Origin of the sequence: Proteus sp. G3927 (genome assembly GCF_963894685.1) — a bacterium.
GTDB classification, from domain to species: domain Bacteria; phylum Pseudomonadota; class Gammaproteobacteria; order Enterobacterales; family Enterobacteriaceae; genus Proteus; species Proteus mirabilis.
This window is the reverse complement of the sequence record NZ_CAWQGX010000011.1, coordinates 19,763-40,947: the sequence shown is the minus strand read 5'-3', so window position 1 is coordinate 40,947 and position 21,185 is coordinate 19,763. Positions and strand designations below refer to the sequence as shown.

The following is a 21,185-nucleotide window of genomic DNA, read 5'->3' as shown; positions in this document are numbered from 1 at the left end:
CACAATCTGGTAGTAATTACAATAAGCTTGATGTAGAGTGCTCAGTCTTTTTTTTAACGAAGTCTAGCTGGGAGGCGATATGTTTATTGGCTTTGACTATGGAACATCAAATTGTTCTGTGGCAATAATGAAAGAGGGGAAACCAACGCTATTACCTTTAGAAGGTGAGAATGTTTATATTCCATCTACTCTTTGTGCGCCAACCCGTGAATCTGTTTCCGAACATTTATTTCGCCACTTAAATATTAAACCTACCAACTCTATTGGCGAACAACTATTAAGAAAATCAATCGCGTTTAATCGTGATGAAGATATTGAATTAGTGCCTGAGGATATTGTTTTCGGTCAGGCAGCATTAAGTTTGTATCTAAAAGATCCCCGTGATGTTTATTACGTCAAATCGCCTAAATCTTTTCTTGGTGCCTCAGGCTTACATGAGATACAAATCAGCTTTTTTGAAGATTTAGTGTGCGCCATGATGGCCAATATAAAACAACAAGCGGAAAAAAGCACACAAACAACCATTACTGATGCCATGATTGGTAAACCTATTAACTTTAATGGGTTAGGGGGAGAGGCTGCCAATAAGCAAGCCGAGCGTATTTTAATTAATGCAGCTAAACGAGCCGGCTTTAAACAGGTTTTATTTGAATTTGAACCGGTAGCCGCTGGTTTAGAATATGAATCCACATTAACCAAAGACCAAACAGTCTTGGTAGTTGATATTGGTGGTGGTACAACGGACTGCTCATTGATTCAAATGGGCCCTAGCTATCGGGGTAAAACCGATCGTGCCAGTACACTATTAGCGCATAGTGGACAACGTGTGGGTGGTAATGATCTTGATATTTATCTAGCTTTTAAACAGCTAATGCCTTTATTTGGCATGACAGGGCTAACTTCATCGGGCATAAAATTACCGCTAAAACAATTTTGGGATCCTATTGCCATCAATAATGTTGAAGCACAAAAAGATTTTTATTCTCAACAAAATTTAGCGGCATTAAATCAACTACGTCGTGATGCTCAAGAGCCAGAAAAGATAAAACGCTTAATTGAAGTCTATAATGAAACACTAGGATATGGCATTGTCCGCAAAGCGGAAGAGGCGAAAATGGCATTATCAGATTGCCATACCTATTTAGCCAGCATCGCGTTATTAAGCGAAACATTAGAAACCAATATCACTCGCCAGCAAATGGTTGAAGCCATTGGCTCCCCTAAAGATAAGATGATTGATTTGGTCAATGATGCCGTACAACAAGGGGGCGTAGTACCTGATGTGGTGTTTATGACCGGAGGCTCTGCGCGTTCACCGATTTTATGTCAAGCTATCGAGCAACAGTTACCTAATGTGCCTATTGTAAAAGGTAATGATTTCGGCTCAGTAACCGCAGGGTTAGCCCGTTGGGGTGAAGTTTGTTTTAAATAGGCGGTTTTAAATCGCTCTATTTTTAAATATATTAGACTCAGCATGTGGTGTTTATTTGATAATTTGTCAATTAAAGGCCATATGCTTTTCTTTTATCTATAATAGACAGACCAAACACAACATAAATAGGAGTACACGTGTACCGCTTCCAAAATGATTATAATGAAATTGCACATCCTGCGGTCATGAAGGCAATTACAGATACAGTAGGTCAACGTTATGATGGTTATGGTATGGATACCCTTTGTCATCAAGCTAAAGAATTAATCAAACAGCGAATTAAACAACCCGAAGCGCAGATCCATTTTTTTAATGGTGGCACTATCACTAATTTAACCGCTATTTCTCACTTTTTACGCCCACATCAAGCAGTAATTTCTGTCAGCACCGGGCATATTGCGACTCATGAGACGGGAGCGATTGAGGCAACAGGCCATAAAGTGATCACCACTTTTTCTGCTGATGGTAAATTGACCCCAGATTTATTGAAGCCGATCCTCGCTGAACATAACGATGAACATTGGGTGCAACCTAAACTTGTTTATATAACCAATGCCACTGAAATTGGTACGGTATATCGTAAAGCCGAATTACAAGCATTACGCGAATTTTGTGATGCACATAATTTATGGTTATATCTTGATGGTGCACGTTTAGCGACAGGGTTGATGTCTGATAACAGCGATCTAACGATTGAAGATATCGCACACTTAACTGATGCTTTCTATATTGGCGGCACGAAAATTGGTGCTATGTCAGCAGAAGCATTAGTGATTTGTCATCCTGCATTAAATTCTGATTTTCGCTTTAGCTTAAAACAAAAGGGCGGATTACAGGCAAAAGGTTGGTTATTAGGGGCACAATTCGCGGCATTATTTAGCGACGACCTCTACTTTAAATTAGGTAAACATCTCAATGAGATGGCCTCACAATTAGCCGCATTCTTTACTGAGCATGGTTTTGATTTTTTAGCACCACCAGAATCTAACCAAGTGTTTGTCATTTTACCTAATGATATTGCAGAAAAGCTAACGCAGCAGTTTGTTTTTCATCGCATATTACTTGACGATCCACAGCTAAGCTGTTTGCGCCTTTGTACTTCTTGGGCAACAACACAACAAGATATTGATGATTTTAAAGTTAAATTTCTTAAACTTATTTAATCGGTCTATCTGTTAGTTTAATCCTTCACTCACTTTATGATATTACGCGTGTAATAAGCGCGTAATATCTATCTCGATCGCGTTTTACTATCAAAAAAGGCAATTGATTGATTGTGAGTCGTTGAAATGATGTTATATTAAAGACTCCTTTCTCAATACAGGGTGTGATTGTATGAAAAAGCTGACTCTTCAAGAGATGACAGATGCCCAACAGATGCGCGTTAGAACCAGAATCGGTCAAGAGAGAAAGAAATTGGGGCGTGAATTAACTAACGCCGAAATGAATAAAGTGAAAGATGCTATTATTACCGAAATCTCCCTCGAAGTAGAAAAAGCCAGCAAAAAAGCCCTTTCCCAGAAGAAAAAACAGAAATTAGTCTCTAGTGATGAAACCTATAGCTGGTCTGCCCAAAACCATCGTCGCGGGTATCGTTAGCAATAGCTATTATATTAGCCCTAATATATCAATATATTTATTAGGGCTAATAGTTATATTTTCTTGAAAGGTATCAGAATAATATATTTGTAGGGCAGGTTATATCTTCTAGTAATAAGTCACCTTCAATTACCTTATTATATAATATCGTTATTTTAACTTATCATACCGTAGAAAATTCCATATAATAGAATAAAAGCTGAAACTTATCCATATGGATAGACAAATTCCTAAAATAATGAATTTCTCTAGCGCTAAGTATTACCATTCCTATAAAATTAAGCACTAGTTGGTAAATAAAAAAAGAAAAGGCAATTTAATATCTCCTTATTCATTATTTATTGATTAGAATTTTATATATGACTTTCGACATTTTTTTATCATTAGCCATATTTTCATTTGTTACTTCAATTACACCAGGCCCGAATAATATTATGCTTCTAGCATCAGGTATTAACTTTGGCTTAAAGCGTACAATGCCTCATGCTATCGGTGTGTCTCTCGGTTTTTTTGTGATGTTATTGGCTGTGGGGATAGGCATAGGAGCACTTATTAAATCATCGCCCATTATTTACAATATATTAAAATATCTCGGAGCGCTGTATTTATTGTGGTTAGCTTGGAAAACGGCAATTAGTCATTCTGTTGAGCAAAATAGTAATAAACAAGGCTCACCGTTAACCTTGTTAGAGGCTGCATTATTTCAATGGATTAATCCTAAATCATGGATGATGGCGATTTCAGGGATAACATTATATACCTCACCACAATATCCTTATATTTCAATGTTGTTAGTTGCTATTATTTTCACATTAATTAATTTTCCTTGTGTTGCTATATGGGCCACTTTTGGTCATAGCTTACGAGAGCGATTAAAAAATCCCAAAATATTAAGGCTATTTAATTTTATTATGGGTGGTTTATTAGCATTAAGTGCTATTTCTGTATTATTCCAATAAATAGAAAAGGGCAAGTATCATCTCGCCCTTTGTATAACCCTGATGTTAACGCAATATTGTTTTATATTTTCATTGTTTCAATAAGTGTGTAGAGCTTTTTAAAGGCATTATATTTATCTTGATATGCCTTATGTTTTTCTAAATTGGGAACATGACGTGTTTCAAGTTTTGGCTGAGAAAGAATAATTTGTGATAAATGAGCCGGATTTATCGCTAATTGCGCCAGTCTAGCAGCTCCCAGTGCAGGACCAACATCACCACCTTGACGATAATCCAAGGTTTTTCCTGTAATATCAGCTAGTAATTGTCGCCAATATTCACTTCTTGCCCCTCCACCAATTAACGTTATATTGTCTGCATGTTGTCCAGCCTTATCCGCTACTTCAATTCCTTGCCTCAACGCAAAACTAACACCTTCTAACACCGCTCGACATAAATCCGCACGCTGATGTTGGTGAGTTAACCCCCAAAATACGCCTTTGGCATCCGCATTGTTATAAGGTGTCCGTTCACCAGAAAGATAAGGCAAAAAGAGTAGGGAACTATCAGAATGTGCATGCTGTTCTATTTCTTTAAACATTGCACCAACATCACTGATCCCCGTTAATTGGCATACCCAATCTAGACAAGAAGCCGCACTTAATATTACCGACATTAAGTGCCAAGTTTGTGGCAATGCATGGCAAAAACTATGTACCGCATTGTCACTGTTTTGGAGAAACTTTTCACTGACAACAAAATAGACACCGGATGTGCCCAAAGAGAGCATTCCTTGACCCGGTTGATATACTCCTACACCAATTGCACCCGCTGCATTATCACCACCGCCCGCTATAATCGGTACTTGTTTCATTTGCCATTTTTTAGCAATTTCTGGCAGTAAGTAACCCGTTATCTGGTTACCTTCAAATAGTGTCGGCATTTGACATCGAGAAAGCCCCGTTGCCGCTAATAATTCATCACTCCAATCGCGTTTTTGCATATCCAACCACAGTGTACCCGCCGCATCCGACATATCACTGGCAAAATTACCACTCATTTTCCAACGTAGAAAATCTTTTGGTAATAGCACATGAGCAATCTGACAAAAGATCTCCGCTTCGTTTTCTGCGACCCATTGCAATTTAGGCGCTGTAAACCCAGGCATAACTAAATTGCCCGTAATTTCTTTAAATTGAGGGTACTGCTTTGCCAGTCGTAAACACTGTTTAACACTGCGGCCGTCGTTCCATAAAATAGCAGGGCGTAATATATTTTGCTGCGCATCAAGTAATACCGCGCCATGCATTTGACCACTGAGACCAATGGCTTGGATCTGTTCCATAGGTTGAGTACGACTAAGTTGTTTTATCGCTTCATCAGTTGCCTGCCACCATGCTTGTGGATCTTGCTCTGACCATTGAGGATGAGGGCGTGAGAGGGTTAAAGGTATAGAATGACTGGCAACGACATCACCTTGCTCATTCATGATGATCGCTTTAACACTTGATGTGCCTAAGTCTAGCCCTAAATACATGACGTTTTACCCCATGATCTTATGTTAATTAAATCAATAAACACAGCGCTACTCTGCTGTGTTTATCTTTTTATACCCTTAACCAAAAATATAACGATTCACTAAACTCTCTAGCATCTCTTGACGCCCGCTTTGTAAGCGGGGCGTTAAGGTATTGCTTTGTGCATATTTTGCCACTTCTTCAAGACTTAATTTACCTTGTAGGATATTTTGGCCAAGTTCGGCACTCCATCCCGCATAACGTTGAGCAATAAATTTATCAAGTCCACCGTCTTGGATCATTCTTGCTGCAATACGTAATGCCATTGCCATGGTGTCCATTCCGGATATATGCCCATAGAAAAGATCGTATTTATCATTACTTTGACGACGTACTTTGGCATCAAAGTTTAATCCACCAGTCGTAAAACCACCGGATTTGAGAATTTCATACATAACTAATGCATTTTCTTCTACACTATTGGGGAATTGGTCTGTGTCCCAACCTAATTGTGGATCACCTCGGTTAGCATCGACTGAGCCTAAAATACCTAATGCAATAGCTGTGGCGATTTCATGATGGAAACTGTGACCCGCTAAAGTTGCATGGTTAGCTTCTATGTTCACTTTAACTTCTTTTTCTAAACCAAATTGTTTTAAGAAACCATAAACTGTCGCAGTATCATAATCATATTGATGCTTAGTTGGCTCTTGTGGCTTCGGCTCGATGAGCAGTGTACCTTGGAATCCAATTTTATGTTTATGCTCAACAACCATCTGCATAAAACGACCAATTTGTTCCCGCTCTTGGCGTAAATCTGTATTTAATAATGTTTCGTAACCTTCGCGGCCTCCCCATAACACATAGTTTTCGCCTCCCAGCGTTTTTGTTGCTTTCATCGCTTCACAAACTTGAGTTGCCGCCCAAGCAAATACTTCTGGATCAGGATTTGTTGCGGCACCAGCTCCGTAACGAGGATGAGTAAAACAATTTGCAGTTCCCCATAATAATTTAACGCCCGTTTCTTGCTGTTTTTGCGCTAATACCTCAGTTATTGCTGCCATATTGGTGATATATTCATTAATGCTATTTCCTTCAGAGATAACATCAACATCATGAAAACAGTAAAAAGGTACATTGAGTTTATGGAAAAATTCAAAAGCAACATCCGCTTTACGCTTTGCTTGTTCTAGTGCTTCTCCCGGTGTCTGCCAAGGTCTATCAAACGTACCAATACCAAACATATCCGAACCATTCCAGCAGAAGTTATGCCAATAGCAGGCAGCAAATCGCAGATGATCTTCCATTCTTTTCCCTAAAATAATTTCATCTGGATTATAGTAGCGAAAAGCGAGAGGGTTATCGCTGGTGGTACCTTCATATTGAATTTGTTCAATTTTATCAAAGTAAGACATGGAACCGTCCTTATTTAGTATCAAGTTGTAATTCTGAATGTGATCCAAGCTCAGCAGTCATTTCTTCCTGCTCTTCTGGTGTTAATTTAGCAATGCCAAAACCGGTGAAACCCCATAACATGGCAAAGAAGATGCCACTCCAGCACAATACAGCCCAAGGTAAATAACTTAGGGTTGCAACACCTAATGTGCCCGCCATATAAGCGCCGGCAGCAGTCCAAGGTAAGATAGGCTCAAAAATAGTGGCGGAATCTTCAACGGTACGAGCAAGGTTTTTAGGGTGTAAACCGCGTTCAATATACGCACCACGTAACATTTCGATAGGAATAAGAATAGAGATTTGTCCATTGCAAGTAACACCAATCATGGTCAGTCCACAAGCAATAGTCGCTAAGATCATCGATCCCGTTGAATGCACCATTTTTAGCAGTGCATGAACTATCACTTCTAATGCACCGCTTAAAGATAGAGTTCCCGCAAAGGAGAGTGCGCAGAAACAAATAAGTAGGGTGCTCATCATGGAGTTCATACCACCACGATTTAATAAATTACCTAATAATTCAGGTACTTCTTTACCTTGGATCATGGAGACATTAAAGCCATCAACGGCACTTTTTACGATATCATGTAAGCCAAATCCTTGAATAAGATAAGCATTCAACATCGCAATAGCGGCAGAGGCCAGCATAACTGGAATAGTCGGTTTTTTCGTGACCGAACCATATAAAATGACTAATACAGGAATAAACAGGATCAAGTTGAAGTGATAAATATTCTCCAACCCATTGGTAATTAAGGTAACTTTTTCAGGCACTCCTTGTCCTGCTAAATCGCCATTCATACCATAGACAGTCATGATAATCGCTGTGAGGATCAAGGAAGGTAATGTGGTATAAAGCAGGTGACAGATATGTTGATAAAGATCTATTCTGGCCGCCATTGCAGCGAGGTTAGTATCCCCTGATAGCGGTGAGAGTTTGTCACCAAAGTAAGCACCAGCAACAACGGCACCCGCAGTTGCTGCAAGATTAGCCTCCATACCGACAGCAACGCCCATAAAAGCGACGCCAATAGTGCCCGCCGAGCCCCATGAAGTACCAGTACAAACTGATACTAATGATGTCACTAGCAGTGCTGTAACATATAGCATTTCAGGACTGATCATCTTTAATCCATAGTAGATCATCAGTGGAATGGTTCCTCCCACCATCCATGTCCCGATTAATAAACCAACGCTAATTAAGATCAGCAAAGCCGGCATCGTTTTGGCGATTTTTTGTGAGATAGCCGTTAAGATTTCGTCGTAACGATAGCCTAATCGTTTAACTAATAATGCCGCGACGACGGTTGATAACACCATTAGTGGTTCGGGAGGTAAATCAAAAGCGGCGTAACCTCCGCCTAATAGCACCACCATTGTAAATATAGGAAACAGTGACTCGAGAAGTGTAGGGGTTCTCGGATTATTTATCGTTTGCGTTTTCATTGTAATTTATTCCAAACTGGCGTGAGGTGAGGTACGAATAAGCCGAGTAAAAACGGTTTCTAATATTGAACGAGGTGTAGCAATATTAATGCGGAAAAAACCATCCCCAGCCGCACCAAAACCGCTTCCCCAACTCATTTCTACTTCGGCTAATGAAACAAACCAATGCTTTAATTGTTGTTCGGTTAACTGCATTTTTTGATAATTGATCCATAGCATGTAGGTGCCATGGCTTTGAGTGATAACCCAATCAGGAAAATAACGTGCACATTGCTCTTTTACCCACTGCCTGTTTTCAGCAAGGTAATGTTTAAGCTCCTTGATCCATTGTTGACCTTGTAAGGTATAAGCTTGTAAGAAAGCAGGGACAGAGAAGTAACCAGGATTATGAATACCTGCGGCAATTAAGCATTGTTTAAATTTCTCACGATATTCTGGATTAGCAATCACAATATTGGCTATTTCAAGCCCCGCTAAATTGAAGGTTTTAGCCGGTGATGTGCAAATAAAAGAGTGTTGCTCTACATAGCTACTTAAAGTTGATATAGGACGATAAATGGCATTATCAAAAACAAAATCAGCATGAACGTCATCAGAAATAATAAAAACTTTATATTTTTCAGCAAGTTTAGCAATTTTTAATAAATCAGCTTGTTGCCATACTGTTCCGGTTGGATTATGGGGAGAGAGCAATATAAAACAGACAGATTGTTTAAATTTATCTTCTAAATCGTCAAAATCTATTTCATAGCACCCATTATGATAAATTAATGGGCTTTCTAGTAGCTGGCGATGATTTACACAAACTGTATTGCTAATAGGATGATAAGCAGGTGACAAGGTTGTCACTTTATCGCCAATTTGAGTAAAATTTTGAATATAGAGAGAGACGGCTTGGATAATGCGAGGGCAAAACACTACAGATTCAGGTGTAACATGCCAAGCATATTGAGATTTAAACCAATTTACCGCAACATTATTCCAATCAGAACTAAGATCGGTATAGCCATAAATACCGGTTAAATTAAACTGACTGAGTTTGTTAATAATAAAATCTGGTGCAGAAATATCCATATCGGCAACCGATAATGGAATAACATTGGCGTTACTGTTGCACCATTTAGCACTGTAGGTATTTTGCCTAGAAATTAATTTATTAAAGTTATTCTGATTCATGAAAATCCCCTCGGCAATGTGGTTTAACAACAAAATACTCGTTGTACTTACTCTTGGTTATTCCTATTTTTTACTTTGCTATTACGAAATCTGACTTGTGTGATAGTAATCACATAGCCACGAAGGAGAATGCTGGCAAATACAAAGCTGTGGTTTAATGGCCAACATGGAAGAGTGGGTGATCTAATATGAAAAAAGATAAATATTTTCGTATCGTGCTGTTATTCAACGCTAATAAAGTCTATGACCGACAAGTTGTTGAAGGGGTAGGTGAATACTTGCAGGCGTCACAGTGCCATTGGGATGTATTTATTGAAGAAGATTTCCGCACTCGCCTTGATAATATTAATCATTGGGTTTGTGACGGCATTATTGCAGACTTTGACGATCCCATTATTACTCAACATTTAAGCCAATCACCCTTATCTGTTATTGGTGTCGGTGGCTCTTATCATCAAGCAAAAGATTATCCTTCTGTGCCGTATATTGCTACTGATAATTACCAATTGATTCATCAAGCTTTTTTACATTTAAAGCAAAAAGGGCTTAAACATTTTGCTTTTTATGGATTACCGGCAAAAAACTACCCGCATTGGTCTAATGAGAGAGAATATGCATTCCGGCAATTAGTTACTCGCGAAAAATACCCAGGCATCATTTATAACGGTATGGATATCACACAAGAGAATTGGCAACATGCACAGAATCGTTTATCTGACTGGATACAAACGTTGCCACCACAAACTGGTATTATTGCCGTCACCGATGCCAGAGCGCGTCATTTACTACAAGTCTGTGATAACTTAAATATTAATGTGCCTGAAGAAATCAGTATTATAGGCATTGATGATGAAGATATGACACGTTATTTATCACGTATAGCGTTATCTTCTGTAGTACAAGGTTCACGACAAATGGGATATTTAGCCGCGAAGCTTCTGCATCAAATATTAGAAGGGCATCCAACCGAACAACTACCAAGAATATTAGTTCCTCCAGTAAAAATCATTGAACGTCGCTCAACAGACTTTCATTCATTTAGTGATCCTACCGTTGTACAAGCAATGCACTATATTTATTACAATGCTTGTAAAGGAATAAAAACTGAGCAAGTGTTAGACGCTGTAAATATGTCGCGTTCTAATTTAGAACAGCGTTTTAAGAAAGAAGTAGGGAAGACTATCCATGCCGTGATTTATGAAGAGAAGCTGAAAAGGGCGAAAAACTTATTAGCCACAACAACATTATCAATACAAGAGATTTCTTTGATGTGTGGCTATCCGTCGTTACAATATTTTTACTCTATTTTTAAAAAAGAGTTTGGCATGACACCAAAGGATTTTAGAGATGAGAATTGATAAAAATAACAATTATTTTTTATAGCGACTATTTGCCCAAGGATCACTTTCAGAATAATTGATTGTATCATCAAGGTTTTCTTCAACAAGATTTAGATATAGTGCTTCTACCTCAGAGCGCGCCCAAGGAGTTCTGCGCAAAAATTTCAAACTCGACTTTACACTTGGCTCGTTTCTAAAACAGTTAATTTTGATTAGTTGGCTTAATTTAACCCAACCATATTTAGCCACTAACGCATTAACTTGCATTTCAAGCGTGATACCGTGTAGTGGATCTTTAGAACGAGCTTCTGTCATAGTTTACTCAAATAGGTTGATAATAAAGCGTAGCAGAGTACAAGAAAGTAACACAAGAGACAACCAAAGTATAAAGCCATCTATATTGTTATTATGGTTAAAAATCATAAATTACAATCCATATTATAGGGAGAGAAATCCGGATTTTTATTTTTTATCCAATCGATAATAAGCAGTAACGAACCTTCAGTGTAAGCTTTACGACCAGCCCACAGAAATTGTAATTGACGGTATATTGGCCAATCACTTTCTAATTGGTAATTAAATTCTGGCACACGGAGTAATCCATGACTAGCATGAGGGAAAACAACAATATCAGCTTGATGATGAGTATTTAATATTGCACGATAGCGACAAGCATTAAGCTGAGCATTAACGTTTAAGTCATTATTTCCCCATACCGCTAATATACGACCATTCATTTTTCTTAAATAACTTGATGAATCACTTAAGTAATTTTTAACAACAAAATTAAATCGATCTTCACTCATATCATTGCGACGAGAGCGATCTTTTGTACCATGTAGTCCAAAAATATCATCATTTTCTTTTTGTTCTTTTGCCAGCAATTGTATAATTTCATCCGGTGTTTTTCCTTGCTGTTCATAACGCAATTTTTGATAATATTGTCCTTGTTCTCGCCAATTGACAGCACCACCAATAATCACAGAAAAAGCTGGTTGTGATTGACTAGCGGCGATAGGAATAACCCATCCTGCTTGAGAAAACCCTAAAAAACCGACTTGAACTTCGGGATAACGAAGTTGCATTAATTTTAATGCTGCTACCGCTTCTTCAGCTCGAGCTTCCATTGATTGATGTAGCCAGTTTCCTTGACTATCACCAATGCCTGCTTTATCCCACGAGAATATCGCGATATTTGCATCCAAAAATGTATTGAACAGAGGGTTGTAGCCACCATTTGAATAACGATCTTGAGGCCCATCACCATGAATAATCACGATAACCGCTGACGGAGTCTTATGTTGAGGAGTAAGAAGAGTTCCTGATAGCCGGTTTCCTTGAGATACAAAACTTAATTCTTCTTGATCTTTGTTTTCATAGTCAAAGTCTTGAATATGGCTTGTAAAAAATAATAGGGTGGTGATAACAAGCAGTAATAGAATAAATATAGCAATTATATATTTACCTACAGCATAATGAACTTTCATTATTTTTCTCTTACGTTATGTTTTTGCACATAAAAATCTGATAATACTACATTTTTTGTTATAAATATAACAAGTAACAAGTGCTTTTAAAGATATCATTGCTTAATAAAGATACTAACATCATTTCTACTCTACATTCAGTACGGAGTAACATTTCAATAGGTATCGAAACGTTTATTATTTTCCTTGTTATCCTGCTTATTCTTAACAAGGAGAATAAAATGATCGCTGTTATTTTTGAAGTTCAAATAGCCACAAGTAAGCAGGGGCAATATTTATCTTTAGCATCGCAACTAAGACCATTACTAAACAACATTGATGGATTTATATCTATCGAGCGCTTTCAAAGCCTAGCGACGGAAGGAAAGAAAGCTATTATCGCTTTCTTGGTGGAAAAATGAAGATGCTATACTGCAATGGAAAAATAATATTTTGCACAGCAAAGCACAGCAGGAAGGTAAAAAGAGCATTTTTGATTTTTATAAAATAAGTATAGTTAAACTAGAACGTTGTTATGAGTTTACAAGTACTCACACGTAATTGCACCGTACTGGACAATAGAGCCGTTATAAGATGAATAATTACAAAACAAAAACGGAATATGAGCATACTTTGGAGTCAGCAATAGCCGCGGTTGGAGCCGCTATTGCGGATATTTCCAGAGTAAAAATACTCTGTGCTTTGATGGATGGAAGGGCGTGGACAGCCACCGAGTTGAGCATTGCTGCGGATATCTCCGCATCTACCACAAGTAGCCATTTATCAAAATTACTCAGTAGCGGCCTTATTTCTGTGATCTCTCGTGGTAAATATCGCTATTTTCGATTAGCTAGTGATGATATAGCAAAAGTTATTGAAAATTTGATGAGCTTCTCAACAGTTCATGTATCACAAGCAAAAATTACCACCCCAGAACATTTAAGAAAAGCACGTACATGCTATAACCATTTAGCCGGTGAAATTGCCGTTAAAATTTATCAGGTACTTTGCCAAGAAGAATGGATAACAAAAGATGGAACAGAAATAACTGAATTCGGAGATAAACGCTTTAAATTGATGGGACTTAATTTCCAAGCAAAACATTCGCGCAATATTTGTTGTCCTTGTTTAGATTGGAGTGAAAGGCGTTTTCATCTAGGTGGACAAATTGGCAGTGCATTACTTAATCATGCACAGACACAAGGTTGGATAAAACGCCACCAAGGATATAGAGAAGTGACGATTAATGAAAAGGGCAATAAAGCTTTTGCCCAATATTTTAATATAACAATATGATCTAGATGTAGGGGATATCGTGCACAGATTAGTTATTAATAAAACCTGTATAGATATCGATAGAGTAATCGAATAAAAATCTCACACAAACATGCAATTAATGGGATTAAGAATGAACCGTATATGATATAGATAGTCACTGTTATGTAGCCAAATTCACCAAGTAATGTCCCACTTCCTAAGTTAGAATTTTTGGGTAAATCGAAGTAGATATGTGTATACCATGCAAATAGAGATAAAAAATAAGGAAAAACAAAATAAAACAAACACTTATATAGTGAATTCATTTTTCCATTAAAAAAAACAAACACAGGTGTTATAACAATCAGATAGACAAGGTAGTAGTGACTTATAATATTAATATGATCTAATAATGCTATGGCATTCGTCGCATGCGAAAATATATTAAAAAAAAGCTGATGAGCCATTTCAGCATAATAAAAAAGCACACTGATAAATATTGATATATATGGTATTAGGGAGTTCTTATTAATACGCACCTGAAATGATTCCTCGTTCTACTTCAGAATATTTTCTCCAAAGTTTGCTGATAATTAAAGTCAGTCTATATTTCTTATCTATACGTAAATTTTGTATCGAGTATCCCATTAAAATTCTCAGATTGGCTAGAAGTGGAGTTATTAAATTCTTAACACGTATCTGAGTCAATAGGGCTTTGAAGCGCTAAATCATTAAAAGGAAGCATCCAGCGACCATTCATCGTTCGGCATGATGAGTTAATGCTTACGCCAAACGATAGCCTATATCCACATGTCTGAACCTGATTGGGCTGGAGGGCAACCTTACACAGAGGATTTTCGTCAAAAAGTTCGTGAGCGTTTCAGTGGAGTGATTATTGGCGCGGGAGCTTACACCACAGAAAAAGCAGCATCATTGATAGGAAAAGGCTTAATTGATGCAGTTGCATTTGGCCGCGATTTTATTGCGAATCCAGATTTAGTTGCTAGGCTTCAGCAGAACGCTGAGCTTAATCCACAACGCCCTGCAAGTTTCTACGGTGGAGGCGCAGAAGGTTATACTGACTATCCATTTCTTTTATAACAATTCGTTATTGATAAAATAATATATTAAATAAAAAATCCGATATTAATTCAATATCGGATTTTTTATTATTCAAACTACATTACACAGAAGTACAAGCATCGTTAATTTGCCTTTAGTAATTAGTGCAAGCCATCATTGGCTATGCAAACCTAACCAATTGATTATAATGTTATTTTCATTTTTGGTATAAATCGTCCAGGGATTGACTCTGAAGGTGTATTGTACATCGTTATTGCGCCCATTTTTTTATAAAAATTTTCAGCATTAGGATCTGCATCAAGTACTAGCTCTTTTACATTCATCTTTCGTGCATGTTCCACAGCTCGTTCATACAAGGTTTTACCAATCCCTTGGCCAATAAAAGAGGGGGCGACAAATAGCTTTTCTAGCTCCCCTTGTCCTGCGTTATCATTAAACTTGAGTTGAACAAAACCACAATATTTTTCATTATTTTTTGCGACCAAAATTAAAGAGTTAACAAAATCGGCTTCTTTCAATGTGAGTTCATCACGGCACATCTCAATAAAGTCAGAACTGTATCCCCAGTATTGCTTAGATTCCAGAGCGATTGTTGTAAGTTCTTTTGCTTCAGAGGCATTAGCTATATCAATACTAATCGACATATCATTAAGTTCTTGTTGGGGATCCGCGCAGAATTGAATAATTTATTCTAAAGATTATCTCAATACCTGAAGTGCAACAACAAATATAATAAGAAATGATGTGCATGCGGTGAAGATTGAAATCACATCACAAGATATTTGATAGAGGTTTGGTTGAGAATAAGTTGTTCGGTCAGTATCTGTTTTTATCTATACGTAAATGCGGTATCACTAAAACTATCAGGTTTGACTAGAAGTGAAGTTATTAGATTCTTAACACGTATCTGCTGAGTCAATAGGGCTTTGAAGCGCTAAATAATTGAAAGGATCCATCTTATGAAGTTATTGGTTATTACGTCCCATTTAACATAATATACATTATGCGAACCATAATAGGTAAATACGGATAGGCGCTGAAATCTCTGTTTTTGGCTGATTGATTATGTTGGTTGGAACCCAATGTTTTTTGTCTTTTTATCAGATACTACTTTAGAAAGGATTTTAATAAAGCCTTTTTAGATGTTTCTACCGTCAGTTAAGTTGATGCCTGTGACACTATCATAAGAATCAAAGACATCTATCCAATAATAATCCTTAATATTTTTATTTATTATTTCAAACTTCTACCGTTGATATTGCTCTTTGCTGTAACTATAAATCTAACTGTAAAATTGCCAATATATTTGTGATCGTTTATCACTTCAATATTGCATAAATCCCCCGCCACAAATAATTTTCTGTAGAGGTAATCATTTACCGCACCTTTTCAGATATCACACTAAAAGCTTTTTGTATTAACAGTTATCACAGATACCTTCTAAGCCACCTTTTCTTCTTGATATATAATCATAGAAATATGATATCTGACGCTATTAAACATATAAGAATATGTTATATTAAATTTGACAAAGATTTTTGATGTAAATGATTAATTGGTGTGGGTGTTTTTTAATCACTTATGTAAAAACCTTGGTATTACCCTGAGACTACCCCCGTAGTACATGACGGGGGGCTTCTTCCTCTATTTTTTCATTAAACAGAGAAATTGAATAAGTATATGAATGAACAAGAATTTATAGATGCGGCAAACAACATAATTGGAAGTAATTATCAAATAGAAATTTATGACTGGAAACTCATAAAGCAAATAATAAATCATATTGTTGTTAATAACTTTCATGGCGAGGGGAGAAATATTGTAGATTTTATTGATAGAGGAAGTTGGGACTCAATTTCGCAATTAAGATTTGATGATGTGAATAGGCAAATAGAAATGATTTGGCATGACGGCTGGATTTATCATGCGACAATAGAGTCAATATTTGTAATAAATGCTAATGGTAGCTTTTATGTTCTAATAAAAGCATATTATCAGGAAAAAAAAACATTAAATAGAAAATATTCCGCTGGTTGCCGAAATCATCAAATTTCTCATTTTGGTGACTATATGGTTGAAGTTAGAAGAGAATTCAGAGATAGAGAAGACTTTATACAAATACCAAATATAAACTGTTATACAACTTGCATAATGACACGACCATCAACTGGAGCTGTGACTAGTAATGGAACATCAGAAAAGGTTATGCATTTTGTTAATTTACTGCTAGCAAATAATAAATTCTTATCATTAATAAATGAGATAAATGCAATAGATGAAAATGATAGAGACTCATTGCAAGAAAAAGGAAATACAGCTAGAAGATATTTTGAATATATATTAATGCTTATAAACATAAAAAAACAAATATCTCTAAATGGTCCTTATCAAAAGCAAATGTTAGGAAGCTTAACCCCAGTAATAAATACTTTAAATCCCTCTACAACATTGCAAAGAGAACTAAATACTGCGCAAAACGTATTAAATGCATGTAGTCATCACGGAGGAGTTAGAATACAAAAAACATCTTTAATATCCGCAATTAACTCAATAATAAATTTGATAAAGCTCATGTAAGAATATAATCATTGATTCGCACAATGCACTCTATGTATAAAGACGAACCTTCTCGATTGCGGTAAACCCCAACCCCATTCTACCGCAATCGCTCAGAACCCTTTTGTAACATAGCGTCATAGATTATGCGAACCATGGTAGGTAATACGGATAGTCGCTGAAATCTCTGTTTTTGGCTGATTGATTATTCAATTGGGCTTGGTCACTACTTTAGTATTTCCAACCAACCGACTTTCTTTAATTTAAATGCTGATGCTACATTGCTAGCCGAGGTTTATTATAAGAAATGACAACATGTTCATAATATATAACACATCTCATATATGAGAGTGATTTTTGTATATTTTCTTGTTCGTCTTATTTCTATATTTAATATATCAGAATAGATAAAATTAAAACTCCATTATAGTTAAAGTAAATTACTCCCATAAAGATACTCGCATAAAGATAATCATATTGGAATGTAAATATTTTTATGAATATTCCTTTTTTATATGCTAGGCTAGTTTAATAAAAACCTTGTCTCTTAATAAGAAATAATTTCTAGTAAACTCCTAGGAACATTTATGAAAATGAAATACTTACCATTTTTTATATTACTCATGACAACAGGTACAACATTAAGCTATGCTACTGATGGTGAAATTAAAATAATGGCAGGGAAAACTGGCTATGTAGGCGAAGTTGTTCCAGTGACAAAATTAGCTGAAACCTTTCCTAAAAGTTTCACTGCCCCTTCGAGCGCTAATTATTATGCTAGGCTTGGTTTTCTGAGCCTTACCAACCAGACGGGTTATTGTGGTAGTACCGATGGGCTACAAAAAATACCTGAAATTAATGAATGGGGATTTAAACTAATAAATAAAAACTATCCTACCTCTGGCTATTTACTATTGGCGATAAATGGAAACATTGGAGGACAATATAAAACTAATAATTCAGGTATCCAAAATATAAAAGGAGTATTAACTCGATCTAAGTTAACTCGTTCAAGTTTATATAATGTAAGCAAAAATGGTTCTTTTTGCTGGGGACCTTCGGCTTATGATCAAGAAAATTTTTATGATCCTTCTTTTCGATCTTATGTCTCTATCAGTATAAATAGTTATTCAGTTTATGCATATGGCGATATAAAACCTGGTATTTTTTCATTAGAAACTAGTTTTAAGTTGTCAAGAAATACAGCTAATAGCGTTGATGATAGTACTGCTTATTTTATCCGCCCTGGAGAAATTAAAGTTACGGCCTTAAGAAGCTGTAACGTGACAAGTAGTACTGAGACTAATATTAAATTTAAAGATCAATTTACATCAACATTTACTTCACCAACATTATTAGATACTTCACCAGTAAATTCCGTTAATGTTACATGTACTCAAGGTGGAAAAAACTATATTACAATAAAAGCTTATAATAGTCTTGTTAGTGGAAATATGTCTGGAATGCTTTTAAATGGAACAAAATCAAACAATCAATCAGAAGTTTATGTTGTTGCATCATTAAAAAATTTAACAAATCAAACATGTCAAGCGAATGATACAAGTGCCATTAGATTCTTTGATGGTCACTATATACCCAATATGGATAATATAAAATCCTTTAATCAAACTTTTCTGTTCGGTCTATGTGCTAATGGCAAAGTTATAGCAGATAAATATTCAGGAGCTGTCGATGTTTCATTTATCGTTGAGTAATTATTCTGATTGAGCAGAAATCAGATATTAAAACCAATTTTAACTAAGTTTTTTATTAATATTTCTCTAAAGGTATAAATAGTAATTTTACACCTATTTATACTATTTACGCCATTTGTTACACCACTTGTGAATTATACAACTTCCCCATTTAATTCTAATATATTTACATTCCAATTTTGACTACCTAATTCACACACCATACCACCGTCATATATAAATTCTTTCTTCTCATTATTCTCAATAAAACGGGTGAGATTTTTCATCGGAATATATCCAGAGGAGAGATAATAAGCATGAGAAACAGCAAATAAAATAGAAAAATTAACAGAATGCTCTTTCAGTATAGCATGAGCCCTTTTTATTAATGATGCAGCAACGCCCTTTCCTCGGTATTTGTGAGCTACCACTACACAACTCAATATACCAATGGTTTCAGGAAATGAATCTAGGTAAACATCTCGTAAATAAACAGCTACATGTCCGATAACCTGATTATCATCAATTGCCAGTACCAACTTGTAAGGTATATCAACCTGATAAAAATTACCCTTCATATCCTCAAAAGCTGAATTCTGTAAGGCTATTGCTTGCTCCAGAATTTGTTCACTAACATCTGACCAACTATAACATTCAATTCTCATTTGATTTCTCGCTCTTATAAAACCCTTTATTTATTAATGGAATAATGTTAAATAATATTAATTATTTATTCTATTGGTGGCCTATTGTTTTTCATTTATACTCCCCACCATTATAAACATATTTTTATAAAACACCTGTACAAATAGAGGACCAATGGAATATTTAAATACAAAAATTATTATCGGTAGTTCAATCATCGCTTTAGCAACACTGTATTTTGCTATTTATTTAATACTATATCTTATTAAATGCGTTAGGACTCAAACGCCTTTTACTTTAAGAAAAATATGGAAACAATGGTTATTGAGTAGTGTTATTGGTCTAATTGGTGCTTATATTGTACAACTTGGTGATAATCAAAGAAGAAGCGAATTTACCAAAGAAGAGATTAGCTTTATGAATGAAAATAAAGCATATAGCCAATTTACCTCGGCAGACAAAGATCTCGCGTCAAAAATAACCCATAAATGTACTTACAATTCAGATGCTGTATTTGAACAATGTTTACCAAAAATACTGACTTGGGAAGCAAAAATTTATCAATCATATAATGCACATCGTAAAATTTCTGATAGTGAAGCGATAAAATATACAGAAGAAGAATTACGCGATAAGCATAATTACTGGATCAACAAAAAACGCTAACTACCCGTCTGATCCGTTAGATTTAATAGGCTTAGAGTCTGTAAGTTATTTTAAGCCTATTCTTAATATCTCTCATTTTGTAATACAATGCTCATTGTATTAACTAACTTAATCAGATAGTTAGTTATTATTACTTTTTTAATGCTTTTTAATACGCATTTTAGGAGTATTGCACCCTATTCTTCCCGAATATTCTGATGCCAGTACGATTATGATAGCAGTAACTTTATAATGTTCTTTATACTGGAGCTTATAAAAATGAATATCACGTTTAAGAAAATTGGAACAATGTGTGTCGCTTCTGTTCTGCTTTTTTCACTTGCGGGTTGTTCAAGCATGACAAAACGCGATCGTAATACAGCAATTGGTGCCGGTGCTGGTGCTATAGGTGGTGCAATTTTAACAGATGGTAGTCCATTAGGAACCATTGGCGGCGGTGTATTAGGTGGTGTTATTGGCCATCAAGTTGGCAAAAAATAACTATTACCGTTATTTACTATGCTAAACTGAGCTTATAAATTTTTATAAGCTCAGATTCGAGCAATGACCTATATAGTAATCATAGTTACGAGTAAATGATGGTAAGAACGGCTCTATTGAAAATTAAAAATTTGATTATTTGGCTTTATCATCAGTTTAGCGATCTGCTCCATATCGCGGTGACTTTTGTACTCTGTTATTTTTGCTTTCTTTTATCTCCCACACTTACCATTGCCGTTATAGGCGTCGTGATTATTGTTGTAACCATGTTTTTATTAAGCCTATTTGTTTTGCCCTAGCTTTTTTATGACACCTCTGTATTAAACCTTCTCTACTGTGACACGAAATAAAAACCCCCTTTCAACCCACTTTGATCAGTAGTGAAAAACGTATAACTCAGTGATGATTAAAGTTAAAAATCTTTTACATTGGCAA

18 protein-coding genes and 2 pseudogenes are annotated in these 21,185 nt (G+C 36.0%); 12 read left to right on the top strand and 8 right to left on the bottom strand.

Going from position 1 to position 21,185, the window contains the following annotated elements:
- Positions 1-79: 79 nt before the first annotated feature.
- From yegD to AACV00_RS03765, 4 genes are all read left to right on the top strand, one after another.
- Positions 80-1,432 (top strand): molecular chaperone, encoded by a 1,353-nt coding sequence (gene yegD / locus AACV00_RS03780; protein WP_004251172.1) that lies wholly within the window; start codon positions 80-82, stop codon positions 1,430-1,432.
- Positions 1,433-1,569: 137 nt separating this feature from the next.
- On the top strand, positions 1,570-2,595 hold the full coding sequence (locus AACV00_RS03775) for a threonine aldolase family protein (protein WP_004242965.1): 1,026 nt from the start codon (positions 1,570-1,572) through the stop codon (positions 2,593-2,595).
- Between the two features lie 172 nt (positions 2,596-2,767).
- On the top strand, positions 2,768-3,031 hold the full coding sequence (locus AACV00_RS03770; RefSeq protein ID WP_004242966.1) for a DUF3811 domain-containing protein: 264 nt from the start codon (positions 2,768-2,770) through the stop codon (positions 3,029-3,031).
- Between the two features lie 359 nt (positions 3,032-3,390).
- Positions 3,391-3,990 (top strand): LysE family translocator, encoded by a 600-nt coding sequence (locus AACV00_RS03765; RefSeq protein ID WP_012367932.1) that lies wholly within the window; start codon positions 3,391-3,393, stop codon positions 3,988-3,990.
- 61 nt (positions 3,991-4,051) lie between these two features.
- Here the strand turns inward: AACV00_RS03765 and xylB are convergent, their stop codons facing one another.
- The 4 genes from xylB to AACV00_RS03745 form a co-directional block, all read right to left on the bottom strand.
- A complete protein-coding gene (gene xylB, locus AACV00_RS03760) occupies positions 4,052-5,506 on the bottom strand; it encodes a xylulokinase (protein WP_004248082.1) in 1,455 nt (484 codons plus the stop codon).
- Positions 5,507-5,584: 78 nt separating this feature from the next.
- A complete protein-coding gene (gene xylA, locus AACV00_RS03755; protein WP_036908018.1) occupies positions 5,585-6,901 on the bottom strand; it encodes a xylose isomerase in 1,317 nt (438 codons plus the stop codon).
- A 10-nt stretch (positions 6,902-6,911) separates the two neighbouring features.
- On the bottom strand, positions 6,912-8,387 hold the full coding sequence (gene nhaC, locus AACV00_RS03750; RefSeq protein WP_161679978.1) for a Na+/H+ antiporter NhaC: 1,476 nt from the start codon (positions 8,385-8,387) through the stop codon (positions 6,912-6,914).
- A 6-nt stretch (positions 8,388-8,393) separates the two neighbouring features.
- Positions 8,394-9,563 carry a MalY/PatB family protein gene (locus tag AACV00_RS03745; protein ID WP_012367936.1) on the bottom strand — a complete coding sequence of 390 codons (1,170 nt, stop codon included), beginning with the start codon at positions 9,561-9,563 and terminating at the stop codon, positions 8,394-8,396.
- Between the two features lie 188 nt (positions 9,564-9,751).
- Here AACV00_RS03745 and AACV00_RS03740 point away from each other — a divergent pair, with 188 nt between their 5' ends.
- A complete protein-coding gene (locus tag AACV00_RS03740) occupies positions 9,752-10,921 on the top strand; it encodes a XylR family transcriptional regulator (protein ID WP_004242974.1) in 1,170 nt (389 codons plus the stop codon).
- 12 nt (positions 10,922-10,933) lie between these two features.
- Here AACV00_RS03740 and AACV00_RS03735 read toward each other — a convergent pair whose 3' ends face one another.
- Together AACV00_RS03735 and AACV00_RS03730 are read right to left on the bottom strand one after the other, a co-directional pair.
- Positions 10,934-11,218: a VF530 family protein gene (locus AACV00_RS03735; RefSeq protein ID WP_004242975.1), complete on the bottom strand. Its 285-nt coding sequence runs from the start codon at positions 11,216-11,218 to the stop codon at positions 10,934-10,936.
- A gap of 104 nt (positions 11,219-11,322) precedes the next feature.
- Entirely contained in the window at positions 11,323-12,390 is a 1,068-nt protein-coding gene (locus AACV00_RS03730; protein WP_104731647.1) for an alpha/beta hydrolase family protein, read from the bottom strand.
- A gap of 221 nt (positions 12,391-12,611) precedes the next feature.
- Between AACV00_RS03730 and AACV00_RS03725 the strand changes: the two are divergent.
- The 3 genes and pseudogenes from AACV00_RS03725 to AACV00_RS03715 all read left to right on the top strand — a co-directional run.
- A pseudogene (locus tag AACV00_RS03725) lies at positions 12,612-12,930 on the top strand (antibiotic biosynthesis monooxygenase family protein).
- A 33-nt stretch (positions 12,931-12,963) separates the two neighbouring features.
- Positions 12,964-13,665, top strand: coding sequence for an ArsR/SmtB family transcription factor (locus AACV00_RS03720; RefSeq protein WP_004242979.1), 702 nt, complete (start codon positions 12,964-12,966; stop codon positions 13,663-13,665).
- Between the two features lie 747 nt (positions 13,666-14,412).
- A pseudogene (locus AACV00_RS03715) lies at positions 14,413-14,727 on the top strand (oxidoreductase); the annotation flags it as partial.
- Positions 14,728-14,891: 164 nt separating this feature from the next.
- Here the strand turns inward: AACV00_RS03715 and AACV00_RS03710 are convergent.
- Positions 14,892-15,353 (bottom strand): GNAT family N-acetyltransferase, encoded by a 462-nt coding sequence (locus AACV00_RS03710; RefSeq protein ID WP_004248088.1) that lies wholly within the window; start codon positions 15,351-15,353, stop codon positions 14,892-14,894.
- A gap of 1,036 nt (positions 15,354-16,389) precedes the next feature.
- Between AACV00_RS03710 and AACV00_RS03705 the strand changes: the two genes are divergently transcribed.
- Entirely contained in the window at positions 16,390-17,286 is an 897-nt protein-coding gene (locus AACV00_RS03705) for a hypothetical protein (RefSeq protein WP_161679976.1), read from the top strand.
- A gap of 566 nt (positions 17,287-17,852) precedes the next feature.
- Positions 17,853-18,980 (top strand): hypothetical protein, encoded by a 1,128-nt coding sequence (locus AACV00_RS03700; protein WP_161679974.1) that lies wholly within the window; start codon positions 17,853-17,855, stop codon positions 18,978-18,980.
- 134 nt (positions 18,981-19,114) lie between these two features.
- Here AACV00_RS03700 and AACV00_RS03695 read toward each other — a convergent pair whose 3' ends face one another.
- Positions 19,115-19,624: a GNAT family N-acetyltransferase gene (locus AACV00_RS03695; RefSeq protein ID WP_036972007.1), complete on the bottom strand. Its 510-nt coding sequence runs from the start codon at positions 19,622-19,624 to the stop codon at positions 19,115-19,117.
- A 154-nt stretch (positions 19,625-19,778) separates the two neighbouring features.
- On the opposite strand from AACV00_RS03695, the gene AACV00_RS03690 reads away from it, so the two are divergent.
- Positions 19,779-20,270: a hypothetical protein gene (locus AACV00_RS03690; protein ID WP_161679972.1), complete on the top strand. Its 492-nt coding sequence runs from the start codon at positions 19,779-19,781 to the stop codon at positions 20,268-20,270.
- A gap of 258 nt (positions 20,271-20,528) precedes the next feature.
- Positions 20,529-20,750 (top strand): osmotically-inducible lipoprotein OsmB, encoded by a 222-nt coding sequence (gene osmB, locus AACV00_RS03685; protein ID WP_004248092.1) that lies wholly within the window; start codon positions 20,529-20,531, stop codon positions 20,748-20,750.
- Positions 20,751-21,185: the final 435 nt, after the last annotated feature.

What these genes read in the sequence shown, in the direction of transcription:
- yegD (WP_004251172.1), top strand. Translation starts at nt 80, where the DNA reads ATGTTTATTGGCTTTGACTATGGAACATCAAATTGTTCTGTGGCAATA.
- AACV00_RS03770 (WP_004242966.1), top strand. Translation starts at nt 2,768, where the DNA reads ATGAAAAAGCTGACTCTTCAAGAGATGACAGATGCCCAACAGATGCGC.
- AACV00_RS03765 (WP_012367932.1), top strand. Translation starts at nt 3,391, where the DNA reads ATGACTTTCGACATTTTTTTATCATTAGCCATATTTTCATTTGTTACT.
- xylB (WP_004248082.1), bottom strand. Translation starts at nt 5,506, where the DNA reads ATGTATTTAGGGCTAGACTTAGGCACATCAAGTGTTAAAGCGATCATC.
- xylA (WP_036908018.1), bottom strand. Translation starts at nt 6,901, where the DNA reads ATGTCTTACTTTGATAAAATTGAACAAATTCAATATGAAGGTACCACC.
- nhaC (WP_161679978.1), bottom strand. Translation starts at nt 8,387, where the DNA reads ATGAAAACGCAAACGATAAATAATCCGAGAACCCCTACACTTCTCGAG.
- AACV00_RS03745 (WP_012367936.1), bottom strand. Translation starts at nt 9,563, where the DNA reads ATGAATCAGAATAACTTTAATAAATTAATTTCTAGGCAAAATACCTAC.
- AACV00_RS03740 (WP_004242974.1), top strand. Translation starts at nt 9,752, where the DNA reads ATGAAAAAAGATAAATATTTTCGTATCGTGCTGTTATTCAACGCTAAT.
- AACV00_RS03735 (WP_004242975.1), bottom strand. Translation starts at nt 11,218, where the DNA reads ATGACAGAAGCTCGTTCTAAAGATCCACTACACGGTATCACGCTTGAA.
- AACV00_RS03730 (WP_104731647.1), bottom strand. Translation starts at nt 12,390, where the DNA reads ATGAAAGTTCATTATGCTGTAGGTAAATATATAATTGCTATATTTATT.
- AACV00_RS03720 (WP_004242979.1), top strand. Translation starts at nt 12,964, where the DNA reads ATGAATAATTACAAAACAAAAACGGAATATGAGCATACTTTGGAGTCA.
- AACV00_RS03710 (WP_004248088.1), bottom strand. Translation starts at nt 15,353, where the DNA reads ATGTCGATTAGTATTGATATAGCTAATGCCTCTGAAGCAAAAGAACTT.
- AACV00_RS03705 (WP_161679976.1), top strand. Translation starts at nt 16,390, where the DNA reads ATGAATGAACAAGAATTTATAGATGCGGCAAACAACATAATTGGAAGT.
- AACV00_RS03700 (WP_161679974.1), top strand. Translation starts at nt 17,853, where the DNA reads ATGAAAATGAAATACTTACCATTTTTTATATTACTCATGACAACAGGT.
- AACV00_RS03695 (WP_036972007.1), bottom strand. Translation starts at nt 19,624, where the DNA reads ATGAGAATTGAATGTTATAGTTGGTCAGATGTTAGTGAACAAATTCTG.
- AACV00_RS03690 (WP_161679972.1), top strand. Translation starts at nt 19,779, where the DNA reads ATGGAATATTTAAATACAAAAATTATTATCGGTAGTTCAATCATCGCT.
- osmB (WP_004248092.1), top strand. Translation starts at nt 20,529, where the DNA reads ATGAATATCACGTTTAAGAAAATTGGAACAATGTGTGTCGCTTCTGTT.